Annotated in this window: 19 protein-coding genes; 14 read left to right on the top strand and 5 right to left on the bottom strand. The window is 60.5% G+C overall.

Translation table 11 applies throughout. The features are described from left to right. Positions 1-866 precede the first annotated feature (866 nt). From N2602_RS23155 to N2602_RS23145, 3 genes are all read left to right on the top strand, one after another. The gene (locus N2602_RS23155) at positions 867-1427 is read left to right on the top strand and encodes an NADPH-dependent FMN reductase (protein WP_260379530.1); all 561 of its coding nucleotides are present in this window, start codon (positions 867-869) and stop codon (positions 1425-1427) included. Between the two features lie 72 nt (positions 1428-1499). Next, positions 1500-2750 (top strand): M20 family metallopeptidase, encoded by a 1251-nt coding sequence (locus N2602_RS23150; protein WP_260379529.1) that lies wholly within the window; start codon positions 1500-1502, stop codon positions 2748-2750. A gap of 55 nt (positions 2751-2805) precedes the next feature. Further along, positions 2806-3450, top strand: a complete 645-nt coding sequence (locus N2602_RS23145; protein ID WP_260379528.1) for a trimeric intracellular cation channel family protein — start codon at positions 2806-2808, stop codon at positions 3448-3450. A 1402-nt stretch (positions 3451-4852) separates the two neighbouring features. Here N2602_RS23145 and N2602_RS23140 read toward each other — a convergent pair. The 5 genes from N2602_RS23140 to N2602_RS23120 all read right to left on the bottom strand — a co-directional run bounded on the left by N2602_RS23140 (position 4853) and on the right by N2602_RS23120 (position 10495). Next, positions 4853-5590 carry a helix-turn-helix domain-containing protein gene (locus tag N2602_RS23140; protein ID WP_260379527.1) on the bottom strand — a complete coding sequence of 246 codons (738 nt, stop codon included), beginning with the start codon at positions 5588-5590 and terminating at the stop codon, positions 4853-4855. Positions 5591-5803: 213 nt separating this feature from the next. Then, positions 5804-6262 carry a hypothetical protein gene (locus tag N2602_RS23135; protein WP_260379526.1) on the bottom strand — a complete coding sequence of 153 codons (459 nt, stop codon included), beginning with the start codon at positions 6260-6262 and terminating at the stop codon, positions 5804-5806. A 65-nt stretch (positions 6263-6327) separates the two neighbouring features. Beyond that, on the bottom strand, positions 6328-7011 hold the full coding sequence (locus tag N2602_RS23130) for a Fe2+-dependent dioxygenase (protein ID WP_260379525.1): 684 nt from the start codon (positions 7009-7011) through the stop codon (positions 6328-6330). 5 nt (positions 7012-7016) lie between these two features. Next, positions 7017-9410 (bottom strand): TonB-dependent siderophore receptor, encoded by a 2394-nt coding sequence (locus tag N2602_RS23125; protein WP_260379524.1) that lies wholly within the window; start codon positions 9408-9410, stop codon positions 7017-7019. Then, complete coding sequence (locus N2602_RS23120) at positions 9407-10495, bottom strand: tetratricopeptide repeat protein (RefSeq protein ID WP_260379523.1); 1089 nt, start codon at positions 10493-10495, stop codon at positions 9407-9409. Before N2602_RS23120 ends, N2602_RS23125 begins: the two co-directional genes overlap by 4 nt. Positions 10496-10789: 294 nt before the next feature. Between N2602_RS23120 and N2602_RS23115 the strand changes: the two genes are divergently transcribed. From N2602_RS23115 to N2602_RS23070, 11 genes are all read left to right on the top strand, one after another. Next, on the top strand, positions 10790-11251 hold the full coding sequence (locus tag N2602_RS23115; RefSeq protein WP_260379522.1) for a hypothetical protein: 462 nt from the start codon (positions 10790-10792) through the stop codon (positions 11249-11251). Further along, positions 11179-11517 carry an acyl-homoserine-lactone synthase gene (locus tag N2602_RS38945; RefSeq protein WP_409241921.1) on the top strand — a complete coding sequence of 113 codons (339 nt, stop codon included), beginning with the start codon at positions 11179-11181 and terminating at the stop codon, positions 11515-11517. Before N2602_RS23115 ends, N2602_RS38945 begins: the two co-directional genes overlap by 73 nt. A gap of 428 nt (positions 11518-11945) precedes the next feature. Beyond that, positions 11946-12671, top strand: coding sequence for an autoinducer binding domain-containing protein (locus N2602_RS23110; protein ID WP_260379521.1), 726 nt, complete (start codon positions 11946-11948; stop codon positions 12669-12671). A gap of 393 nt (positions 12672-13064) precedes the next feature. Further along, positions 13065-13703: an acyl-homoserine-lactone synthase gene (locus N2602_RS23105; protein WP_260379520.1), complete on the top strand. Its 639-nt coding sequence runs from the start codon at positions 13065-13067 to the stop codon at positions 13701-13703. Between the two features lie 44 nt (positions 13704-13747). After that, complete coding sequence (locus N2602_RS23100; RefSeq protein WP_260379519.1) at positions 13748-14275, top strand: isochorismatase family protein; 528 nt, start codon at positions 13748-13750, stop codon at positions 14273-14275. 605 nt (positions 14276-14880) lie between these two features. Further along, a complete protein-coding gene (locus tag N2602_RS23095; RefSeq protein WP_260379518.1) occupies positions 14881-15849 on the top strand; it encodes an ArdC family protein in 969 nt (322 codons plus the stop codon). Positions 15850-15967: 118 nt separating this feature from the next. Next, the gene (locus N2602_RS23090; RefSeq protein WP_260379517.1) at positions 15968-17698 is read left to right on the top strand and encodes a ParB/RepB/Spo0J family partition protein; all 1731 of its coding nucleotides are present in this window, start codon (positions 15968-15970) and stop codon (positions 17696-17698) included. Between the two features lie 1400 nt (positions 17699-19098). After that, on the top strand, positions 19099-19422 hold the full coding sequence (locus N2602_RS23085; RefSeq protein WP_253570476.1) for a DUF736 family protein: 324 nt from the start codon (positions 19099-19101) through the stop codon (positions 19420-19422). Positions 19423-19526: 104 nt separating this feature from the next. Then, the gene (locus N2602_RS23080) at positions 19527-20342 is read left to right on the top strand and encodes a DUF2285 domain-containing protein (RefSeq protein ID WP_260379516.1); all 816 of its coding nucleotides are present in this window, start codon (positions 19527-19529) and stop codon (positions 20340-20342) included. A gap of 150 nt (positions 20343-20492) precedes the next feature. Then, the gene (locus N2602_RS23075) at positions 20493-20714 is read left to right on the top strand and encodes a helix-turn-helix domain-containing protein (protein WP_074447823.1); all 222 of its coding nucleotides are present in this window, start codon (positions 20493-20495) and stop codon (positions 20712-20714) included. Further along, positions 20704-21243: a S26 family signal peptidase gene (locus N2602_RS23070; protein ID WP_260379515.1), complete on the top strand. Its 540-nt coding sequence runs from the start codon at positions 20704-20706 to the stop codon at positions 21241-21243. The genes N2602_RS23075 and N2602_RS23070 overlap by 11 nt, the downstream gene beginning before the upstream one ends. Positions 21244-21438: the final 195 nt, after the last annotated feature.

The following is a 21438-nucleotide window of genomic DNA, read 5'->3' as shown; positions in this document are numbered from 1 at the left end:
AGCGGTTGGCGCCGTCCAGTGTGTACGTAGAGCGCGAAGCGCAGGGCGATCTCGACACTGAAGGTCATGGCGGCAATATAAGTCCGATTGGTACGAGGACCATTGTGTCGAAACCGCGCACCGTCCCGGGAAATCTATAGATCTGCTCGATAAGGCGAGCACCGCCCGCACATCGAGAGCGGCGTAATTGGACCGCCATGGACGATTACTTGGCCTTTAACCGCGATCTCAATGTGACTCCGTTCGAGAAGTAAGCGCATCCGTGGTTGGACGAGTACTTGGTCAAGACAAACGCGCCAGTGTGACGTTCTGGAAAATCAGACTATTGGTAGGTAAATTACACCCATGAGCCAGTTCGATGACTGACAAGCAAATCATACATGCCTTCGACGCTGCAACTTCGCTGGGCCACGCGGTTGCATCGTGAGCCCGAAGTTCGGCCTTTCAGATTGTCGTGGAAGCATGTTTTGCGACAGCCAGTCGATCTTGAGCTGCTTGTCTGACGCAGGTTTGCGTTGTGCTTGAACTCTGGAGCCAGTCTCGCTGGAACGAGCGCACATGAAGGTTATTAGAGAAGTCGCGACGAAGCGCAGGCGATCTAAATCAATGTCGCTGTTGCGATGGCAATCGAGCGGCGTCAGTATGCTCGGCGGCATGGAATCCCAGAGGACGGTCAGTGAGGTCAACACCGCTGACACATTCGGGTGCGAGTTGTGTCCCGTATCGATGGGGCCAAGGCATACTGCTCGTCTCGGGCCCACGCGTGAGCGCGATTGTGGCTACTGGATAAAAGGTTAGGGAAGACCCGCCAGAATTTGATGGCGCCTTTTGAGAGCCATGGCTGGCAATAAAGAAGGAATTCCTGCATGAACGAAACTCGCGACGTCGCAGTGATCGTCGGCAGTCTCCGCAAGGATTCTATCAATCGGCAGCTGGCGAATGCGCTTGCCCAACTCGCACCCGGATCGTTGAAGCTTAGCGAGGTCGAAGTTGGCCACCTTCCGATCTACAACCAAGATAGTGACGACGCGCCGCCTCCAGTATGGACTTCCTTTCGTGAGCGCATTAGGGCTACAGATGCCATTCTCTTCGTCACGCCGGAGCACAACCGCTCAGTTCCGGCCGCACTGAAGAACGCGATCGATATCGGATCGCGCCCTTACGGCAAGAATGCTTGGAACGGCAAGCCTGGAGCGGTCGTCAGCGCTTCGCCGGGCGCCATCGGCGGATTCGGTGCTAACCACCATTTGCGGCAGTCTCTGGTGTTTCTGAACGTGCCTGCGATGCCGCAGCCGGAAGCCTATCTCGGCGGAGCCGACAAGCTCTTCGACGCTGATGGCAAGCTCGTCAACGAGCGGATACGCAAGTTCTTGCAGCAGTTCATGCATGCATTTGAGGCGTGGATCGTAGCCAACACCAAGCGGTAGCACAAAGGGACCAGGGACTGATCCGGACCGCCGTAAGCTCTGGCTGGACGAAATTTCACAAGGATCGGAAGTATGAGCGAGACCAAAGCGCTGCAAGCCCTGGACGGCATGCTTCCCGATCTGGAAGCTCTCTACAAGGATGTACACTTGCATCCGGAGCTCTCAATGCAGGAAACTCGCACCGCGGGATTGGCGGCGGACCGGCTTCGCGCCGCCGGCTACGAAGTGACGACCGGTATAGGTAAAACCGGTGTCGTTGGACTTCTCCGAAACGGTGAGGGACCCACGGTCATGCTGCGCGCCGACATGGACGCGCTGCCAATCCAGGAGGCGACCGGTCTTGCCTATGCGAGCAAGGCAACGGCGACGGACAAGGAGGGCAATACTGTGCCAGTGTCGCACATGTGCGGCCACGACATGCACGTTACCTGGCTTGCGGGAGCCACCAAGCTCATGGCGGAAGCCAAGAGCGCGTGGCGGGGCACGCTCATGGCGGTCTTTCAGCCCGCCGAAGAAACGGGCGAAGGCGCGCAAGCCATGATTGACGACGGTCTGTTCAAGCGCTTTCCGAAACCCGACGTGATCCTGGGCCAACACGTCATGGTTGGCCCTTCCGGGACGGTCGCCGGGCGAGCCGGCGCAATCACATCGGCGGCGGACAGCTTGCAGATACGTCTGATTGGGCGAGGCGCGCACGGATCAATGCCGCAGGCCAGCATTGATCCGGTCGTGATGGCAGCCTCGACCGTACTGCGCCTGCAGACCATTGTATCGCGCGAACTGGCCGCGGCCGACGCGGCCGTGCTGACGGTGGGCGTCCTGCAGGCAGGTACCAAGGAAAACATCATCCCCGACGAGGCCATTATCAAGCTCAACGTCCGGACCTTCGATGCCGGAGTGCGCTCACGGATGCTGGCTGCAATCGAGCGGATCGCCAATGCCGAAGCGGCGGCTTCGGGAGCGCCGCGGCTGCCAGAGATCACGACCATCGATCGGTACCCTCTGAACGTGAACAACCAGGAAGCCAGCAGCCGGGTGGTGGATGCATTCCGGGGACATTTTGGCGTCGAGCGTGTTCGAGCGACAGGACCGGCCCCTGCCAGCGAAGACTTCGGATCATTCGGGTCAGAATGGCACGTGCCTTCTGTGTTCTGGTTCGTCGGCGGTACCGATCCCGAAACTTACGCGAAGGCCAAGGAGGCGAACAAGATCAACGAACTTCCGGTGAACCACAGTCCCAAATTCGCACCCGTTCTCCATCCGACACTGCGGACCGGCGTCGAAGCGCTGGTCGTTGCGGCCCGCGCCTGGCTGCCGGGATAGGTGATGCTAACCGCCGGATCGACCAGCCAGCTCTAGCTGAAGGCGAGAAACGCCGATGGACAAGCTGCCTATCGTGCTCGACCTGACTGGGACTTTCGTCTTCGCGCTAAGCGGGGCCTTGGCGGGGACCAAGCGCGGGCTGGACTTGTTCGGGGTCATGGTCTTGTCCTTCGCGGCGGGGAATTCGGGTGGCATGACCCGTGACCTCCTGATCGGCGCGGTCCCTCCAGGAGCCGTGGGTGACTGGCGATATCTCGGCGTGTCGTTCTTCGCAGGTCTTATTACCTTTTACTTCTCTCCCGTCATCGTGCGCCTATCAAACGCGGTGCTGTATTTCGACGCGGCGGGACTAGCGCTTTTCGCTGTCACAGGCTCATCGAAGGCGCTATCGTTCGGACTCAATCCGGTGATGGCGACGGTACTTGGCATGGTCACGGGGATCGGCGGTGGCATGGCCCGTGACGTGCTGCTTGCCGAGATTCCGACCGTGCTGCGCGCCGATCTCTACGCGGTCGCGGCGCTGGTGGCGGCGGCCATCATGGTGATCGGCCATATGCTGCAGCTTCCGATCGCCGCAGTGACAACAGTCGCGCTGATTTCGTGCTTCCTCCTTCGCGTCATCGCGATCAAGCGCGGTTGGCAGCTCCCGGTCGCGAAAGGGACCAAACGACAAGACCTCGGAATCCAAAAGGAAGACTAGGCTGTCGACAGCGGCATGTCTCGGGGCGCCGCATATGATTTCTCTGGCACCATGAATGATCTCACCTACCGCAGACGATCGGAGGCGCGTTCCGCTCGTCCAATCATCCTCTAGAGAAGGGTTCGCAAATCAAAAAGTTTGATCCTCCCGGGCCGAGTTCTGGCTGTTTTTCCAGCGGCACGGAGCCGAACTGAAAGTTACTCGGATCCTGGCGTAATCCTTCCAATGCTCGACTGCGGATCGCGCCTGCCGGTATGTGCAGGAAAGGCGCAGCCGTTAGAGCATGCCCGGCGTTCGGCTCGACAAGCGTTCCGAAGAGTGCAGAGCTGAGTTGTTAGGAGCGGCCGCTGTTGGCGCAAAGCGGACGAGCATTGATCGGCCTCGATCGCATTGGCTAGAGCTTGCTCAAACTTCCCCATGATGGATTGGAGCGAGAGTTCAAGTTTTTTCAATCGGTTAGGGGTCGGCGTGTGCATGACGTGTGCACCGGGAGATCAAGAAAAATCTCACCACAGCCAACGTGAGCAGGCTTGTGGCGCATTTGCAAAATCTGGATTTCCGAGGGCAGCAGGCCGGCGGGTGCTTACTTGCAATCTCAGTTGTTCGACGCGTAATGATCGAAAATCGTGGGTTTGACTCCCACTCTCTCCTTTCCGTGGTATCCGGCCGTTCGAGGCGACAGCAAGTCACCAAAACACCGCAACAAAACCGTGCCACGCGTTAGCTGTTCGTCGATAGGAGAACAGTACCTCCGAAATAGTGGGCTTCGCGATGTAGCGAACCCCGCTACCAACCCTACGATTCTGCACGCCGAACTACGATTTTCTGCGCTTTTGTACGACTGTGCAGCGCTCGGCACGTCAGGCGCGAGCGCTCGCCGGACAGGTTACATGTGGGTGAAGATGGATCGGCTCCAGGAGTTGAGCGTATGGAAGCGGCCTTTCGGCCCTTGCGGATTCTGCGCTTGTCCAGTGACCTTGGTGACGTCAGGGAAATCGCGTTTGGATGCGCCGTCGCAAGCGCACCTCTGAAGGGCAGATTGCGCGGCTCGACGTTCCACATCGGCGCATCGTCATAATAGGTCGCGAACTCCGGTGCCCGGACGAGCCCATTGGACTTGACCGCTTATGCGACGAGTCTATCTCGGCGCTCTCATCCAAACGCGCATGCTCCGGCGAGGCAGGCCGGCGTACCTAGATAGATGCCGACTGCCAATGTGCCGGTACGCCGGCTCGTCTGCTTAACCTTCCTAAACTGGGATGGGCCGCCGCCGGTTTACGGCGGCGGGCCATTTTTGGTGGACGGACAACACAATGGCATACCTCGGCCTTCAAGATGATGGGGCCGTGCAGTAAGTGAACGAAGCGATGAGCGCGGGGGCGCCTCGGACGAGCAGGGGCATCTATACAGTGGTGCCGTTCACGGCGGTTTCGCGATGTTCGGCCAGATAGCGGACCGGTGGTTTTCCGAGGGTCTTTCGGAACATATTCACGAAACTGCTGGCGTTTTCGTATCCGAGCTCCAAGGCGACGGTCTTTACACTTTCACCACTCGCGATTCTTTGCACCGCGAGGATGACATGAAGCTGGTGTCGCCAGCGTCCGAAGCTCATCCCGATTTCTTGGAGAAGCAGGCGGCTCAAGGTGCGCTCACTCATGCCCAGCGAATTTGCCCAATTGCTGAAGGAGGTCTTGGCGCTTGGATCGGCGATCAGCATTTCCGCGAGACGCCGAAGGCGCGCCTCTCCTGGCATCGGCAGGTTCAGGCTGCTGATCGGTGCATCGGACAGCTCGTCGATCAAGGTCATCACCAGCCGATCCTCGCGACCTCCGAGCGGATAGCATTCCGGAAGTTGAGCCAGCTTCAGAATCAACTCTCTGACCAGGGGTGATATCGAGATGGTGCAACACGTCGTCGGGAAGCTCTTGGCGGAGTTCGGTTCGATATAGAGACAGTGGTATTCTACGAGGCCAGCGCCGCGAGCCGAATGCGCCAATTGTGCTGGAATCCATAGCGCGCATCCGGGCGGTACAAGCCAAGCCGCATTGGCCATCTCGCAGCAGACAATACCCCGTAGCGAGTACAGCAACTGAGCCTTGCGATGCCGATGCCGACCATAGGTCCAGTCATTCGATAGCATTCCGCTTCGCAGCGCAATTGTGCGGGGTATGCTATCGATGTCGGCCCCAAGGGAAGGGGAGAGCATCTCGCCGCCTTTCAGAACGTTTTGTGTCGGCGACTGGCCACCAAGTCATTCGAAGTCGACCATCGCAAATCGACGCGAGAGCGGCCACCAGAACTGCGCCGTTTTGAACTAATCTAAACCGGCAGCGGCGACTCGCTTCAGCGCCATCTAGGACGCCGACTCCTTGGCAAGATGGGCAGGCGCAGCTGGAAGTCGCAGCAATCGCCAAGATGCACGAATTGCAAAAATCCCGGGCAGAGCTACGGCAAGGGCAGCTGTCCCTGCAATATGAAGTCCGTCGCGCACCCCATCAAAGAAACCGCCTGCGAGGGTGGTGACGACCAGAAAGCCACCCAGGAGGGACGAGGCCAGGTTCTCAGCTCGCCCCGAAGTGATGAGGGGAAATAGAGGGGGCACGACCGATAGCGAGCATACGATACCGAAGTACCAAAGGGCCATCGCATCGAATACCGTCGGCGCCGTACCGGAGCTATCGATTTGGTGGTTCACGAATGTAAGGATTTGGATGACCGCGTAGATCGTGTTTCCGAGGCCGCAGACCGACCACAGCAACGCCGCCTCTTGACGGGCAAATCGAGCGGCGAGTTCATTCGTCAGATCAGTCATCGCCGTGATCCTCGAAGTCGACATTTTGATTTGTGTCCTGGGTTCGTGCAGAGGGTCGGCCGCCATCACAGCTCCGCCCACCGTCTCAGAAGATTGTGATAGACGCCTGTCAGCATAAGGATGCTTTGTGCATCGCCGGCCAGGGATCTGCGCAATTCAATAATGCCCCGGTCGAGATCATAGAGCGTTGTGCGAAGCCCCTCGTCCTTGATCATCGATTGGGTCCAGAAGAAAGATGACAAACGCGCACCTCGCGTAATCTCGCTCACGCGATGCAGGCTCCCTGCTGGATACAGGACCATGCTGCCGGCCGCCAACTTTACGGCGTGAACGCCGTAACTGTCTTCGATGATCAGCTCGCCACCGTCATAGTCATCGGGTGCCGTGAGGAAGAGGGTTGAAGACAGGTCAGCGCGCATGCGAGTGCCGAGTCCAGGCGCGGCTCGGACCGCACCATCGACATGGGCATCGAAGAACATCCCGGTGTCGTATCGGTTGAAGAGTGGCGGCAGGACGCGCAAGGGCAGAGCGGCACTGTTGAACAGTGCGTTCCGGCCGAGAGCTCGCAGGATGATATCGCCGGCCTGGCGAGCCTGAGGCGACTCTTCAGGAAGTTGAATATTGCGTTTGGCGAGCGATGCCAGCTCACCCGCAGTTGCCCGTCCGTCGATCCAGTCAGCGGCTTCGATGATACTGCGTACGGACTTGACTTCGTCGGCGGATAGCAGGTCTGGGATTTCGATGAGCATGTGTTTCAGAATCTGATTGCTGCGGTGAGGGTGACACTGCGGCCAGCAACGGGTGTCGCGTAGCCGTTTCCGAAAGCAGAGCTGTAGGTCAGCTTGTTCGTGAGATTTGTGACCTTGAGCGCAAGATGGTGCCGCTCGTTGGGATCGTAGGAGAGCATCCCGTCGATCGTGACCGCTGCGGGGATCACCATCGAATTGAGGTTGTTGAGGTAATAGTCCGAACGATAATTGAGTCCGCCGCCGACGAGCAGGTGACCCGGTACGCGTGGCAGCAGGGGAGCGATGTCATAGGTGGTCCAGATCGCCAGACCATGTTCAGACACGTACGGAACCCGATTGCCTGCAGCTGAGATTGGCGTGAACGCGTTGATTGTCGAGGCGATGATCTTGCTGTCCATGTACGAATAGGATGCCTGCACATCCCAATTCGCCGTGAGCTTGTCAGTCAATCCGAGCTCAACTCCCTGGACTCGCACCTTGTCGTCGGTCGTCGTCTGTATCCCCGATGCCTGGTCGGTATAGGACGCGTTGTTCTTATCGACGCGGAACAACGCTGCGGTCACGCCGAGCCGATCTTCGAGTAGGCCCCATTTTGCGCCGACCTCGTAGGTCGTATCGGCTTCCGGCTGAAGGTTTGCAGCGCTTGGCGCCTGAGACAGGCCGAGGGACGAGCTCAGCGACGTGATGTTGTTGCCCGGCGGCGTGAACGAACGTGCATAGCTGAAATAGTAACTTTGATGCGCCGTCGGCTCGAAGATCAGGGAGGCTTTTGGGCTGGCGAACTCAGCCGTGGTCGTGAGGGGTGAGGCGCCAACCTGGCCATCGACCCGGTAGTGGTCCCATCGGACACCCGCCAGGATCGAGAGCATGGGCGTCAACCACATGCGGTCGCTGACGAAGGGACCAACATCCCAGCTCGTGGCCGACAACTGATTTCCGGGCGCCGCAGTCACTGCAAAGCCGGGTGAGTTCGCAAAAATGGGATCGAGAAGAGTCCCTGCCGGCTCCGGACCTGAAGGAAGGTAGAAGCCGGTCGTCGCATGTTGCGAATAGGCGTCAAAGCCAACGATGAGCTTGTGTCGGAACGGTCCGGTGTCGAACCGCATCGTGGCGGTCGTTACGTTTTCCCCGCCGTGACTGACCTGCTTCGTTCCGCCGACGGACCAGATTGTGTAGGGCGTCGCCAGATTCCCGGCCAAAACGTCCGTCGCGCAACTGCTTGGAAACGGGAAGCCGGGCGAGGCGCACAGCGCAGGCGTAAACTTCAGATCGCGTGTGTAGTACCCGACACGCGTGTCGTTCGTGAGCGTGAGCCAATCACCGAATTCTCCCTTGTAGAGGGCGGTTGCAACGTCGGCCGTTGCGCTGTCGCGATCGCTTTCTCGTCCGAAATAGTTCGAGCGCGGAACTCCGTACTCCGTCACCGGCTTTCCGATCACGCCGGGTGCACTGACGATGGGGACGCCGAAATCTGGGCGCTGTACGCTCTGCTGATGCATGTAGTTGACGATCAGGGACTGCTCGGTGCCGAGGCCAAGTCCTAACGAGGCGAGGACACCGCCCCGGTCGGAATAGACGTGGTCGCGATCGACAATATCCTGGCCGTTCCCCATGGCGATGAATCTTAGCGCCGTCGTGTCGTTGATCTGCTTGTTGATGTCCAGAATGCCGCGTCCGTAGGGGCCCGTCCCAGCCGAAGCCTCGAACGTTGATTGGTCGCCGAGATGAGCTTTCTTGCTCTCGATCTCGATGACGCCGCCCGTCGTGCCATTGCCGAAGCTCTGTGACGACGGACCCTTCAGCACCATGACGCTTTCGGTCGCGAAGCTGTCGCGCAGATAGGAACCAAAATCGCGTAGGCCGTCGACATACACGTCGCCAGAAGCGTCGAAGCCCCGGATGCGGAATTGGTCTCCATTGATGCCGCCATTGCCTTCTCCAGTGGCAACAGTGATTCCCGGCACATATTGAAGCACCTGATTGATCGTGGCCGCTTGCTGCTGCTCGATCACCAGGCGCGGTATGACGGTGACGGTCTGCGGCGTGCTCTGCAGAGAATCGGAAAGACGGCTGAGACCGGTGCTTCGCTGCAGCGAGTTTCCAGGCGAAAGAGTCGGAGCCGCAGCCTCTTGATGCGCTTCGGTCGGCTTGCTAGAGCGGCTGGGCGGAACGGGCCTCGCGGCCTGCTTCGAGCCCGCGTTCGAAGCTCGCCGCCGTTTGGCGGCGGGAGCGGCCACCTCGACCGGGGGAAGCGCTGCCGCCCCGTTCCCGGACGCCGGACCTGGTCGATCGTTTTGGCCCTCCGCCTTGGCGGCCGCGACGAACAGAAAGCCGTTTGCAAGGCTCGCTGCGGCCCCAAGTCCGGAAAGTGCTGGTCGTAAGGTTTGTATGATGGTCACAGAGCCCTCACTGAGCTTGATGATGTTGCGTTGGATGGTTTCGTGATGCGGCGCGAAATCGCTTCGATACGGCCGGCAAAATAATCAACAAGGCATCGGACGATCGACGTCGGAAGACCCCATCGCGAATCCGCGCCCCCATGACCTGGCGGCTGCATCGATCGCCTCCTGGCCCCGTCGATGTCCGAAGACGCGGCTGCTGTCTCGTGGACGGCGGAGGCATACGCTTGAACGTCGGCGGGATTGCCGGAAGCCGCCATGCGCTTAAGTGCTTCGAGGCCATGGCGGCGCAGGGCGAGTTCACTCCGCACCAGCAACAACGGCGCAATGCGCCGGCGAAAGCCGCTATCGCTGGCGGAGATCGCCCGTTCGAGCCAAACATCAGCACCGGCGGCGTCACCGCCGGCGTGCAGGATCGTGGCGAGGTTGTACTGGGCCCAGTGGTCACCAAGTGCAGCTGCACGGTTGTACCAATACAAGGCGCCTCTCGGATCGGCCGGCACGACCCAGCCTTCTTCAAGAAAGCGGGCAAGAGAATTCATTGCCTTGAGGTTCGCCTTGGAGGTGCCGCCTTCCGCTGCTGCCCGAAAGAGCTCGAAACTCCGCGGCCGATCCGCCGGATTTCCGCCGCGCATTAGCATTTGCGCCAAATTGACTTGACCCCAGACGTGGCCTGATGCTGCGGCCGCCTCGAAAAAACTCGTCGCGAGCTTCGGATCTGGCTCGACACCCCAGCCTCGTTCGTAGCACCGGCCGACCATATTTTGTCCGTCGGGATCCCCGGATTGGGCGGCGCGCTCGAACCAGACGAAGGCAGCCGCCGGATCACGCGCTACCCGCGTCCCGTCGAGGAGCAACTGGCCCCACACGATCTGTGCGGGAATGATATCGGCCTCGGCTGCTGCCCCGACCCAATGCGTCGCATCGTGGGGATTGCTGACGAGCAGGTCACGCAGTTGCGACTTGGTCAAACGCTGGGCGCGAATCTGCAGGACCGGTCGGGGCAGGGTTATTGAGGCATAGGGACTTGCCAGGCTTTCCGAGATTCGCTTGGGAATACGAGTGGGCAACAGGTCGTTCGGCATCGTGTTTCGCCATTTCGGGCAGGTCGTGATCCAGCGGAATGGCTACAGCAGGGTGGTGGGACGCCGCATCGTGCAATTCGGCCAGTCCATTGTTCAATTCAGCCACCGGACAAGAATTCGTCCAAAATGCCACTAAGGCCTGACTACGCCGTCGCACTAGCAGGTCGCCATGATTGTCTGTTTTGGTCAACGGTTTGGCGCCGCGGATGAATGCGCTGAGAGATCATCTCGACTATCGTCACTCGCCATGCTCACGCGGGTCTATCCTGCGCCAACTGCACTGATAGGACGATAATGCTGTTGAACGCCGCGACTTTTCCGATTGTAAGGCTCTCTTACGATCAGGGCCTTGCTGGAACGGCTGACGAGGCCTTCGCTGCCTTCGAAGCCCTGCTCGATCGTGGCACGCCGTTCGTCATCATAGGACAGGGGGCAAGCGCCGACATCGACAAACACGAGCACGATGTGGGTGAGCAGAGAAGGCTTGCGCTCTGGTCGAAGAAGCACAAACCGCGATTGCGCGAATTTGTAAAGGCCCTGATCTATGTTGAGCCCTCACGGGCGAAGCGGCTCGGCATGAGAGCCTTCCAGATCGTTTCCGAAAAGTTCTGGGGATATCCGATGCTGGTCGCCGCCTCGGAGGCAGAGGCGCTGGAGATGGCGCAAGCGCTGCTGAAGTCTCCATTGCGGCACGTGTTGGGACCAATCGGATCCCGAGCGGCCCAACAATCCCGGAGAACTCGCGATTTTGCGTAGCTGCCTCCGACTTCGACCGCAATGGCCTCAGTCGCGTAGCATACGTCCTGTTCGCCGCAATGATCGAGATGATGTGGAACCTAAGTGCACAACCAATAGTGATAGTGACCGATACGAGAACGGAACACGGCCTCAACCGAGCCGGCTGGCCGATGCGGCGTCTAGCGTCACCCAGCTCTCTGGCGGAACGATGGTGGTTCCTGGTTTGCTGCACGGCTCAAGCGAAGCTCTCGACCGCATGTACCGCCACGCGAATGGTGCGATGACCGGTGCTCCTCTCGCCGCGCGCAGAGCTTGAAGCTGATTGAGGCATTCGCGCGGCTCCTCAAGAGGGACATCTGCTAATGTTGGCTGAGCCGTGGCGTAGTCGAGTTGTTCTCCTGAATGTCACCCGCGGCGCGGCAGGGGAATCCTTCCTCGGAGACAGGCTTGAAAAGCCGACCTTTCTTTCAGTCTGCCGTTACGTCTTTGCAATGTCACAACTCGCTGTCGGCGACTTCGATCGAGCTTCGCTTCCGAACAAAGCCGCGGGCAGTCTCGAGCAGGCTGAGGTGAATCTGCTTCGCCAGTGGCAAGCATCTTCGCTCGAAGGACGGCTTTCCGGAGTTGACGTCGCTGTCTTGACTGGTTTGCCCTACCGGACGAGCCGTCACCAGCCCGGCGGGGGCGGTTGCTGCGTATCGGATCAGGCACGATGAAGCGATTGGATCGCGTGTTTCAGGACTTCGTGGATTCGATCGAGCTGGCGCGCACCGATATCGAGTTTGAGCGTGCGGCGGCGCGCACGGCGGTGTGCCTCGGCTTTCGTTGGTTTGCCTATCTAAGGATCGTCGAGGGGGCGCCGAGGCTGATCTCCTCCTACCCCAGATCGTGGTCAGGCCGCTATTTCGATCTGCACTATCAGCAGCTGGACCCGGTGATTCGCAGGGCCCGGCTGGACCATGACGTTTTCGGCTGGACGAGCGGCGCGGCAGCGCCGCCTGGTACAAAAGATCAGCTCAGGTTCTTTGAAGAGGCTGTTTCCTTTGGCATTCGCGGCGGCGTGACGATACCGATCCGTGGCGGCTTCGGTCGGATGGCGGCGTTTACGCTGGCCAGCGATGATCGTAGTTTGCATCCCGAGCGTTTGATTGCAACGTCGGCGCAGATCTTGCGTCTGGTCGGACTGCACTTCCACACGCATCTGGCGGCACGCCAGTTGGTGGCGGAAGTACCGCTGGTCGATCCGGTCCTCGCTCATCGCGAACGGCAATGCCTCGCTTGGGCGGCACGTGGCAAGACTGTCTCGGAGAGCGCTCTGCTGCTCGGAATCTCGCCCCGAACCGTGTCCTTTCACCTGGAGAATGCCAAGCGCAAGCTGGATGCGACCTCAATCGCGCAATGCGTCGCCGAGGCCATCCGTCGTCGCCTGCTGACGTAGGCGATTTCATCCAGATTTTCTGCTGCCTGAGCTTGCAGGGTCCAGTTTATCGCGGAGCATACGGGCGCCGGTGCGCAAAATAGCCAGCGGAGACGTACGCCTTGGCCAGCATCGCCGTCGGCAGAGACACCTCAGAGAACTTCCTCAGTGGCTTGGCGATCGATGAAAGCCGCCAAGCCCGTTCCGGCCGTTGCCCGGAATGAGTCGGCGCCTGTACCGCTCGGTATGCCGGCGCGCAAGTACGGCTGGCATTCGTTGGCTCGGCCCCAAGATCTCGTTAGATCAAACTTCTTCTAAGTTCGGTTCTGCCGGAGGCACCTGTTAAAAAACACAGGCGCTGCAAACCCCGGTTTCTGCTGTGGTGATTTGTCACCGATTCAACCGGAGGTCACCGTGCTTGCAACCGCTTTGAACCATCACGCTTTCGGACAGCATGTCAATCTGCTTGCCGACATGTATCGGCTACGCAGGCAGATCTTCAAAGACCGGCTCGATTGGTCGGTCGCGGTTTCCGGAGACATGGAAGTCGATCTCTTCGACGCTCTCAATCCAACCTATCTCCTGGTGCTGTCTGATGATGGCGCTGTGGTGGGCAGCGTCAGGCTGTTGCCAACGGTCGGGCCAAACATGCTCGCGGACACATTTCCTTTCTTGCTCGGCGATAGTCCAGTGCCGCGAAGTGACAAGGTCCTCGAAAGCTCGAGGTTCTGTGTAGATACACAGCGGGCTTCCCAACTTGCCGGCAACGGCATCAATCGCGCAACCATCATGTTGTTTGCGGCCATGATCGAACATCTTAGGGCCAAAAATGCCGACTGCATCGTGACGGTGACGGATGTTCGAATGGAGCGGATCCTGCGCCGAGCGGGGTGGCCTCTCGAGCGGCTAGGCGCACCATGCCGTGTCGGACAAACCACAGCTCTCGCAGGATATCTTCATGCCTCTGACGCGGCCCTTCACGCGCTCTACCAAGCCGCTGGCGTCCCTGGGCAGGTTTTGATTCCGGTCACGTCTATTCCTGCCGCAGCGTGACGTTGTGTGGTCGGACCTTTCCGGAGACGGCCGGAAGGTGACGCATGCTGGCAGATCCGAGGCAGAGCGTCGTCGTCATTCTGAATCCTGACTGGGCGAGGGCCGGCGGTCAGGAGGAGGATGCCGATAGGGAGAATTTCCCGCTTCTGGAGGCGGGGTGTCGGCTATTGGGCGTCACCCCGCTGGTCTTGGGCGACTGCAAGCCGCAAACGTCGGCCTCGGGCATGGGGCAAGTCTTTCAAATGATTCCGCTTGATGGGAACGTTCCTTGGAAGGACGAGCGGTTCGTCCAACGCATAGCGCAAGACGACTTTCGATTCCTGTATCTCGCGGGCGCCTGGCTCGAGGAGGATGTGCTTATGACAGCCCTGGAGGGCGCCGCGCGGGGCTACGATATACGCCTCCTGTCAGATCTGTCAGCCGCGAGGCGCGAAGCCGAACGGAGGCCGACGTTCGACCGTCTGGTGCTCCATGGCATGCTCGTGACGACTGTTCGCCAGACATTGCTCGAGTGGGCCGTTTGCCTCGGTGACAGCGGCCTGATTCAGGAAATCAGGCAATTGCTGAAGTAGAGCCGGCGGCCAGCCTCGCAGTCTTCTTGTTGGTCTCGTTCCATGCTGGGCGATCCTCTCCAAGACGATCCGCTGAGCTCTCCTCGAAAGAGGCGCGTCTCTGACGATCAGGCCGTCAGGCGGGGTTTTGGGATTTCCTTTCTAACATGGCGCCTCCCGCAAGCTGCCGCTTGCGGGCCGGGCTCTCGTAAACCGAGCCCGCTTTGCGGTCTCGGCCTTGCGGCTTCGATCCCTGGCGCAAACACGCCGTCCATGACCTGGGAGCCTAAGCTTCGTCGGTTAATCGATTGCACGTGACAGTCCTGATGACGTCGCGGAGACCGTTTGAGGCGATGCTTTGAGGAGCCGGCCGCAGGCGGCCGGCGCTTTTGATGAGCCCCGGAAGGCGGGGTGGGCGGCGCTCCCGCATAGCCCCGAACCGGCGGTCCGCAACCGCGCCTCGCCAGCGCACTCGAGGTCGCTCATGTGCTTGGCGCATTCCTCCGCTGACGCTCCGGCCGTTCCGGTGCGGTCCGCCTCTCGCGTTCGGGGCTTTCCGGTCGCTCTTCGCCGCCCACCCCGCTTTTCGGGGGCAGGGCGCGGAAGAGGAGCGAGCGGAGATCGTCATGCCCGACAGTTCAACACACCATCGCGCGGCCAAGCCGAAGGCAAGTCTCTACGAAGAAATCACCGCCCACATCGTGGCGGATCTGGAGGCGGGCATCTTCCCGTGGGTCCGGCCTTGGGGCACTGGTGGCGGCAGTCAGGCTTTCGCCCTGCCCAGAAATGCAGCCACGGGCAAACCCTATTCGGGAATCAACGTCCTGATCCTTTGGGGACGGCTGTTCGAGTGCAGCTTTGCCTCCTCGCGGTGGCTCACCTTTCGCCAAGCCTCGAGCCTCGGCGGGTCAGTGCGCAAGGGAGAGCACGGCGTCACCGTCTGCTATGCCGATCGCTTCGTTCCCAAATGCGAACAAGGAGAGACGGGGCGCACCTCTCAAGGCGGACAGGAAGCCGAAGGGGCGGCCATTCCATTCCTGCGGCGCTACACCGTCTTCAATGTCGATCAGTGCGACAACCTGCCGGACCATTGTCTTGCGGAAGCACCAGCCTTGCCCGAGCGAGAAATCGTGCCGCAAGCCGAAGCGCTCACCGTCGCAACACGCGCCAATATTCGCATCGGTGGCGCAAAGGCCTTCTACTCGCCATCGGAGGACGCCGTCCACGTCCCGCCACAGCCCGGCTTCTACGAGCAGATCAACTACTATCGAACGCTGTTTCACGAACTTGGGCATTGGACCGGCCACCCCTCGCGCTTGAACCGGGATCAATTGGGCGCATTTGGCACAAAGCTCTATGCCAACGAAGAGCTTATCGCGGAACTAACCGCAGCCTTCGTTTGCGCTGCGCTGACGATTAAGCCCACCGTCCGCCATGCCGATTACCTCGGCTCGTGGCTCAAGGTCCTTCGGGAAGACAGCCGCGCAATCTTCCGCGCCGCCAGCAAGGCCTCAAAGGCTGCCGACTTTCTGCTTGCCTTCGCAGAAGGCGGCGTGACCTCCGCAGCCGCGACACAGCCCGAGATTGGACCGTAACGACGGGTCGAACGGCGGCGCTCGCCTTCGCTCGCCCCGTGAACGGCCTCTCGATCGTCGGGCTCTTCGAAGAGGCCGCCCGCAATTGACGAGCCCACACTCAAGAAGGACTATAGACATGGAACTGCGCAACATCGCTCTTTGCAATCTCAGGATCGCAAACGTCAACGTCCGGCATAGCCGGAAAGCCCCTGATATCTCCGACATCCTGCCATCGGTCCGCGCGCGCGGCGTGCTGCAACCCTTGCTGGTCCGGCCCCAGGGCGATGCCTTCGAGATCGTCGCCGGCCGACGCCGTTTCTTTGCAGCAAGCAAGGTCGCCGAGGAGCAGGGGATGCCGACCGCAGATGTCCTGCTGCCTTGCGCGGTTACGGAATCTGGCAACGACGCCGACGCTCTGGAAGCGTCCCTGATCGAGAACGTGGCACGCGCCCCCATGGACGAACTGCAGGAATATGAGGCGTTCGCCAAGCTGTTGAAGCAAGGAAAGAGCGTCGCCGACATCGCCCAAACCTTCGGGCAGACCGAGCGCTATATCAAACAGCGCCTTGCGCTCGCCGGCCTCAACAGCGCGATCAAGGAGGCCTATCGGAACGGCGATATCGAGCCTGAGGAATTGCAACTGCTCGCCAGCGCCACACGCAGCCAGCAAAAGGACTGGGTCGCGGCGTTTGACGCGGAGAATGGTTCGGATGACGAAGCCGACGGCGCCCCAAGAGGCCACCAGTTGAAGCAATGGCTGTTCGGGAGCGAGCAGATCGCAACGACCGCTGCGCTGTTTCCGCTCGAAGCCTACAAGGCCGAGATCGTCACAGATCTCTTCGGCGACGCCAGCTATTTTGCAGATAGCGCAAGTTTCTGGGCGTTGCAGAACGCTGCCATTGCGAGCTTGAGAGACGACCTCGCGGCCAAAGGCTGGAAGGTCGCGGTGCTCGACAAAGGCACGCGCTTTCCGTCGTGGCAATTTGACGAGGTCCCCTTAGAGGACGGCGGCGAAGCCTTCATCGAGGTCCGCAATAACGGCGAGGTGGAGGTTCACGAAGGCTACCGAGCTTACGCGGACACTTGCAGCGGGGCCAACGCAGAGGAGGTCGGCGGCGCGCCGCAAGCCGCACGACCCGAACTTACCAAGGCCGCCGAGAACTACCTTGCCCTGCACCGGCATGCCATCGTCCGTGCGGAGCTGCTGGCTCACCCAGGCATCGCCCTGCGGCTCGCGGTCGCCCATATGATCGGCAGTTCACCGCTCTGGAGCGTCAAGCCTGACCCGCAGCGAGCGGACAAGGAGACGACCAGCCAAAGCCTAGCAGCAAGCCCGGCCCAATCGGCCCTCAATTCCGAACGGGACGCCATTCTCGAGCTCTTGCAGGTCGAGAAGAGTTATTACGGCACCGTCACGCGTGACAATGGCGATGCGTTCACTGCAGTGAGCCTCTTTGCCAGATTGCTGGCGCTGCCCGAGGGGGACGTGCTGCGGATCATGGCCCTTGTCATGGCCGAGACCTTGGCGGCTGGCTCGACCCTCTCGGAGGCCGCAGGGCTCGCGATCAAACCGGACGTGACACGGTGGTGGAAGCTGGAAGACGTCTTCCTCGATCTCCTCAAGGATCGAACTGCGATCAACGCATTGCTTTCCGAGATCGCAGGCAAGGCTGTTGCGGACGCCAATGTGTCGGAGCCCGGCAAGGTGCAGAAAAAGATCATCCGCGACTGCCTGAACGGCGAGGGAAGGGAGCGCGCCGACAGCTTCGTGCCGCGCTACATGACCTTCCCGATCGGCCATTACGACCCGAACAAGACCCTCGAAATCGCACGCGCGTTGGAGAATATTAACGCTCTGTTTACCTGAACTTCCATCGGACGATTCGGGCGCGGAACGGCCTTCCGCGCCCGAATTTTGCAGCGTCCGAGTCGCATCTGAGTCAATCCGGTGAACAGCAAATTCCGGGAATCGAGAAGCGGGCGACTCATCCTATAGCTCGATCCAGTTGAGGGCAGGGCACTGCATTTTGGAGTTCGCGATGATGAATCCATGCGAGCTGTTTCCCGAACCACAAGTGGTGAGGCTTAGCCGCATTTGCCTCGCGCAAGCCGTCGTTTGCCTCTCGGCCCTGGCCTGCAACGCAGTCCTGCTGACAAAGATCGTGCCGACCATGTTAGGCGGGCTCAACTGAACCCCGCCTTGCAGCTGGCGAGAAGGCTGAGGTGAAGGGGGCAGACCCCAAAGACTAAAGCCGGACCGTTCTGCGCGGTGGCGCGCTCACGATCCGGCTTCGCCGTTGGCACGATCCACTCTCACCAAGCAACCAAACAACTCACACGAGCTTCATGCTTGCGTGAGGCCAGAGCCTCTTGAGAGTGAACGCGACTGGTAGGAGGAAGACCTACTTCTTTTTCGCGGCCTTCTTCTTGGCTTTTTTCGCGGTTGCCTTCTTCGCCTTCTTCGCCATGAGCCCTCCGTCAATCCATCAAAGCTAAAGTGCAAACCGGGAATCGGCATACACAAAAAATAGTGTAACACGAACTCGCGAGATTGACATCGCGACCACTGAACGTCGCGCGCGACCTCACGTCTTTGAGTCTTGATGAGAGCAGAAGTGCTGCACGTGGAGGAGAGCACGGCTGCCGCGAGCAGCTCACGCGGCTGCCGCGTGGCGTCAGTCGGCGGGGATTCCAGATCAGAGCAAACACGACGTTATCATCCTGGGCCACCAGCGCGGCCGAGATTGACGTAGAGCTTGCGGACCGAACTCGACTGCGGCCAGTGACAGGCTCGCCCGGTTCTTCCGCATTCTGCCTCAATGGATGAATGCCGGCAGATCTCGGCGCCTTGCGTCAAGATCCGGAAGTCAGGATGGGTCTCGACGCTCTTTTTACGTTCCAGGATGACGTCGATGCAGGCCAGTATGCAGACACAAATGGGCTGGCCCGTGTGGCTGCCGCATCATCTCGTGCCGCCGATCGGGGGGCTTGTCCTCATCTGCCGTTAGCGGGTCCCATCCCCTCATGCGTGGCGAAGAGACCTATGGGAAGCGCTCCGCCTGCCAAAACCCTCGTCGCCAGCTTTTTTCCCCGCCGGACGAAAAAGTCCGGCTCCTCGCGCCCGCTTCGCTCCAAAAAAGCCGTCGGCTCAGGTGCTCCGCGTGCGCTGCGCCCCGAAGACGGGTTCGAAGGCGTTTCGCTTCCCATCACGGTCTCGCCATCGCGAGGGGATCGGCTCCTCGCGGAACCACAGAAGAGGACAAGACCATGACCGCCATCGGATACGTCACCAAGAACGACAACGGCAGCTACAAGGGCCAGCTCAAGACCGTCTCCATCCGGGCCGAGATCGACATCATCCCGAACCGCGACAAGAGCGCCGAGACCCATCCAGACTTCCGCGTCTTCACCCAAGGCGTCGAGATCGGGGCAGGCTGGATCCGCCGCGGAGAGAACAGCCGCAAGGACTATGTGAGCCTGTCGCTGGCAGCGCCCGAGTTCGGCCCGCGCAAGCTCTACGCCAATCTCGGCCGCGCCGCCGGCCAGGACGACGACAGCGTGTTCGCCCTGATCTGGAATCCGGCGGACTGACTGCCCCTCGGCCCCCGCGAGAGCTGCTCGCGGGGGCCGTGCTCCTGCCTCATTTGGACAGAACCATTCAAAGTTGTATGAGGGCTTTTCGGAGGGGGCGCCTGTTGAACCGGTCGGTGAATTCCAAGCAAGGCGAAGACAGCGATCACGCCACCTGCTGCTCGCCCTCTAGCTATGATGGAGGCGATTGGGCGTGGGAGTTCTTGCGGCGGAACGCCGACTATGTCGCCGACTGGCGGAGCAGCGTACCCCAGCACTTGCCGTACATCACGCTGAACGAGGGCACGAAGCTGTTGCGGCTCAGGCGGCGGTTTCCGCAAGCCGAGAAGTGGGGGCTCTACGCATTCGCAGATCCAAGACTCTGCGCTCACCAGACACCCGCATTCTGGCACGCGAATGCTCTGAAACGGGTGGTGCGCCTCAATGCGAGGAAGCCGAACGAGGCCGAAGCGAACGTCCGGCGGCTGACTGATTTCAACGCCCAGCGGCATGCGGTGATCGGCGTGGACGGGGTCCCACTGGTCGTCATGAAGCGCAATGGCGTCCGTGTTCCCGTCGAAATCCACGGCCTTTCGGTGCTGACAGCGGCGTTCACGCCCGTTTACGAGCTGCACGATCTCGACGATCTCACAGCCCAGGCCGAGCTTTTACGGCGTCTGCAGCGCTTCACCGACGCGGACTTTAGAGCGGTTCAAAAACCGTCCTTTGCTGCTGACGAGCGCCTCCAGCAGGCTCTGATCGCGCTCGACGAGAGCCTCAAAGGCAAGACATATCGACAGATCGCAATTGCGATCTTCGGGGAGAAGAAAGTCACTGAGGAATGGCACAGTCATAGTCAATTCTTGCGCGATCGCACGCGACGCCTCGTCGCCAAGGGCACCGAATTGATGAAAGGTGGTTACCGCGACCTTTTGGCCTGATCAGATTTTTTCCTTTTCCTTTGACGAACTTTGCCTGCGCGGTATGGCGAAAGCTCGCCCGCCATTTTCGCCACTCCACAAAGTGCCCCTGATCGGACGACGCTTCTTCTTGCACCTCTTGGTTGTATGGGGTGCGGGAAGGAAAGCTGGATGACGACGAAAGCTGACGACAAGGAGCCGGACAAACCGTTCCTCAACACTGTGGAGGCCGCCGCCTGGCTCAGGCTCACCAAGAATACCCTGGAAAAGATGCGGGTCCAGGGCAGGGGACCGGCCTACCGCAAGCACGGACGCTATGTCCGCTATCACATCGAAGACCTCGTCGAATGGTCGCATGCGAGCAAGAGGAGGTCGACCTCCGATGCCGATTGATCGCACGAGACTTTGGCGCCAGACCTCCACGCTCTCGGCCATGTGCGCCGGCATCATCACGCTCCTGATGTCGTCCGCCCCCGCGGTGCCGCTGCTGATCTACAACGCCACTGGCAGTGCGCCGCTCGGCTTCTACTATGTGGAGCCGAGGCTTCCGGCGCGCGGCGAGCTCGCCGTCTTTAAGCCACCTCCCGGGATCGAGATCCTGATCATCGCGCACGAGATCCTGCCCACGCCCGTGCCGCTCCTGAAGCGGGTCGAGGCGACAGGCGGAGACGAAATCTGCCGTGCTAAGGATCCGATCGGTACGATCTCCATCAACGGAAAAGTCGTTGCCGAGGTGCTCAAGAAAGACCGGCAGGGGCGGCCTCTGCCGGTCTGGGAGGGCTGCATGCGGCTCGTGGAGGGGGAATTTTTCCTGCTGCAGCCCCACCCAAATTCCTTCGACTCGCGGTACTTCGGGCCGGTGCTTCGCTGCGATATCCTGGGCGTCGCACGTCCGCTCTGGACATGGAATCCGGATATGTGAGCGGTTGGTTTACGGGCGCGCGTCTGCAACAAGGCGCGTGCCCGTCGTACTTCTTGATCGGCTCGAGCCCGTTCGGCAGCACCTGCGTCGGCCCTGTTGGGTAAGGTCTCCCAGCACAGGGCTTATAAAACCTCCACGACGAGCGACCGGATCGAGACGTTGATCGCCACGTCCTCGATCTCGCTCGCTCGTGCG

Source organism: Bradyrhizobium sp. NC92 (assembly GCF_025200865.1).
GTDB lineage: Bacteria > Pseudomonadota > Alphaproteobacteria > Rhizobiales > Xanthobacteraceae > Bradyrhizobium.
Note: the sequence above shows the minus strand (reverse complement) of the source record. Positions and strands in the feature narration are given on the sequence as shown.

Coding starts and splice junctions, on each gene's coding strand:
- N2602_RS23155 (WP_260379530.1), top strand. CDS start 867: ATGAACGAAACTCGCGACGTCGCAGTGATCGTCGGCAGTCTCCGCAAG.
- N2602_RS23150 (WP_260379529.1), top strand. CDS start 1,500: ATGAGCGAGACCAAAGCGCTGCAAGCCCTGGACGGCATGCTTCCCGAT.
- N2602_RS23145 (WP_260379528.1), top strand. CDS start 2,806: ATGGACAAGCTGCCTATCGTGCTCGACCTGACTGGGACTTTCGTCTTC.
- N2602_RS23140 (WP_260379527.1), bottom strand. CDS start 5,590: ATGCTATCGAATGACTGGACCTATGGTCGGCATCGGCATCGCAAGGCT.
- N2602_RS23135 (WP_260379526.1), bottom strand. CDS start 6,262: ATGACTGATCTGACGAATGAACTCGCCGCTCGATTTGCCCGTCAAGAG.
- N2602_RS23130 (WP_260379525.1), bottom strand. CDS start 7,011: ATGCTCATCGAAATCCCAGACCTGCTATCCGCCGACGAAGTCAAGTCC.
- N2602_RS23120 (WP_260379523.1), bottom strand. CDS start 10,495: ATGCCGAACGACCTGTTGCCCACTCGTATTCCCAAGCGAATCTCGGAA.
- N2602_RS23115 (WP_260379522.1), top strand. CDS start 10,790: ATGCTGTTGAACGCCGCGACTTTTCCGATTGTAAGGCTCTCTTACGAT.
- N2602_RS23110 (WP_260379521.1), top strand. CDS start 11,946: ATGAAGCGATTGGATCGCGTGTTTCAGGACTTCGTGGATTCGATCGAG.
- N2602_RS23100 (WP_260379519.1), top strand. CDS start 13,748: ATGCTGGCAGATCCGAGGCAGAGCGTCGTCGTCATTCTGAATCCTGAC.
- N2602_RS23095 (WP_260379518.1), top strand. CDS start 14,881: ATGCCCGACAGTTCAACACACCATCGCGCGGCCAAGCCGAAGGCAAGT.
- N2602_RS23090 (WP_260379517.1), top strand. CDS start 15,968: ATGGAACTGCGCAACATCGCTCTTTGCAATCTCAGGATCGCAAACGTC.
- N2602_RS23085 (WP_253570476.1), top strand. CDS start 19,099: ATGACCGCCATCGGATACGTCACCAAGAACGACAACGGCAGCTACAAG.
- N2602_RS23075 (WP_074447823.1), top strand. CDS start 20,493: ATGACGACGAAAGCTGACGACAAGGAGCCGGACAAACCGTTCCTCAAC.
- N2602_RS23070 (WP_260379515.1), top strand. CDS start 20,704: ATGCCGATTGATCGCACGAGACTTTGGCGCCAGACCTCCACGCTCTCG.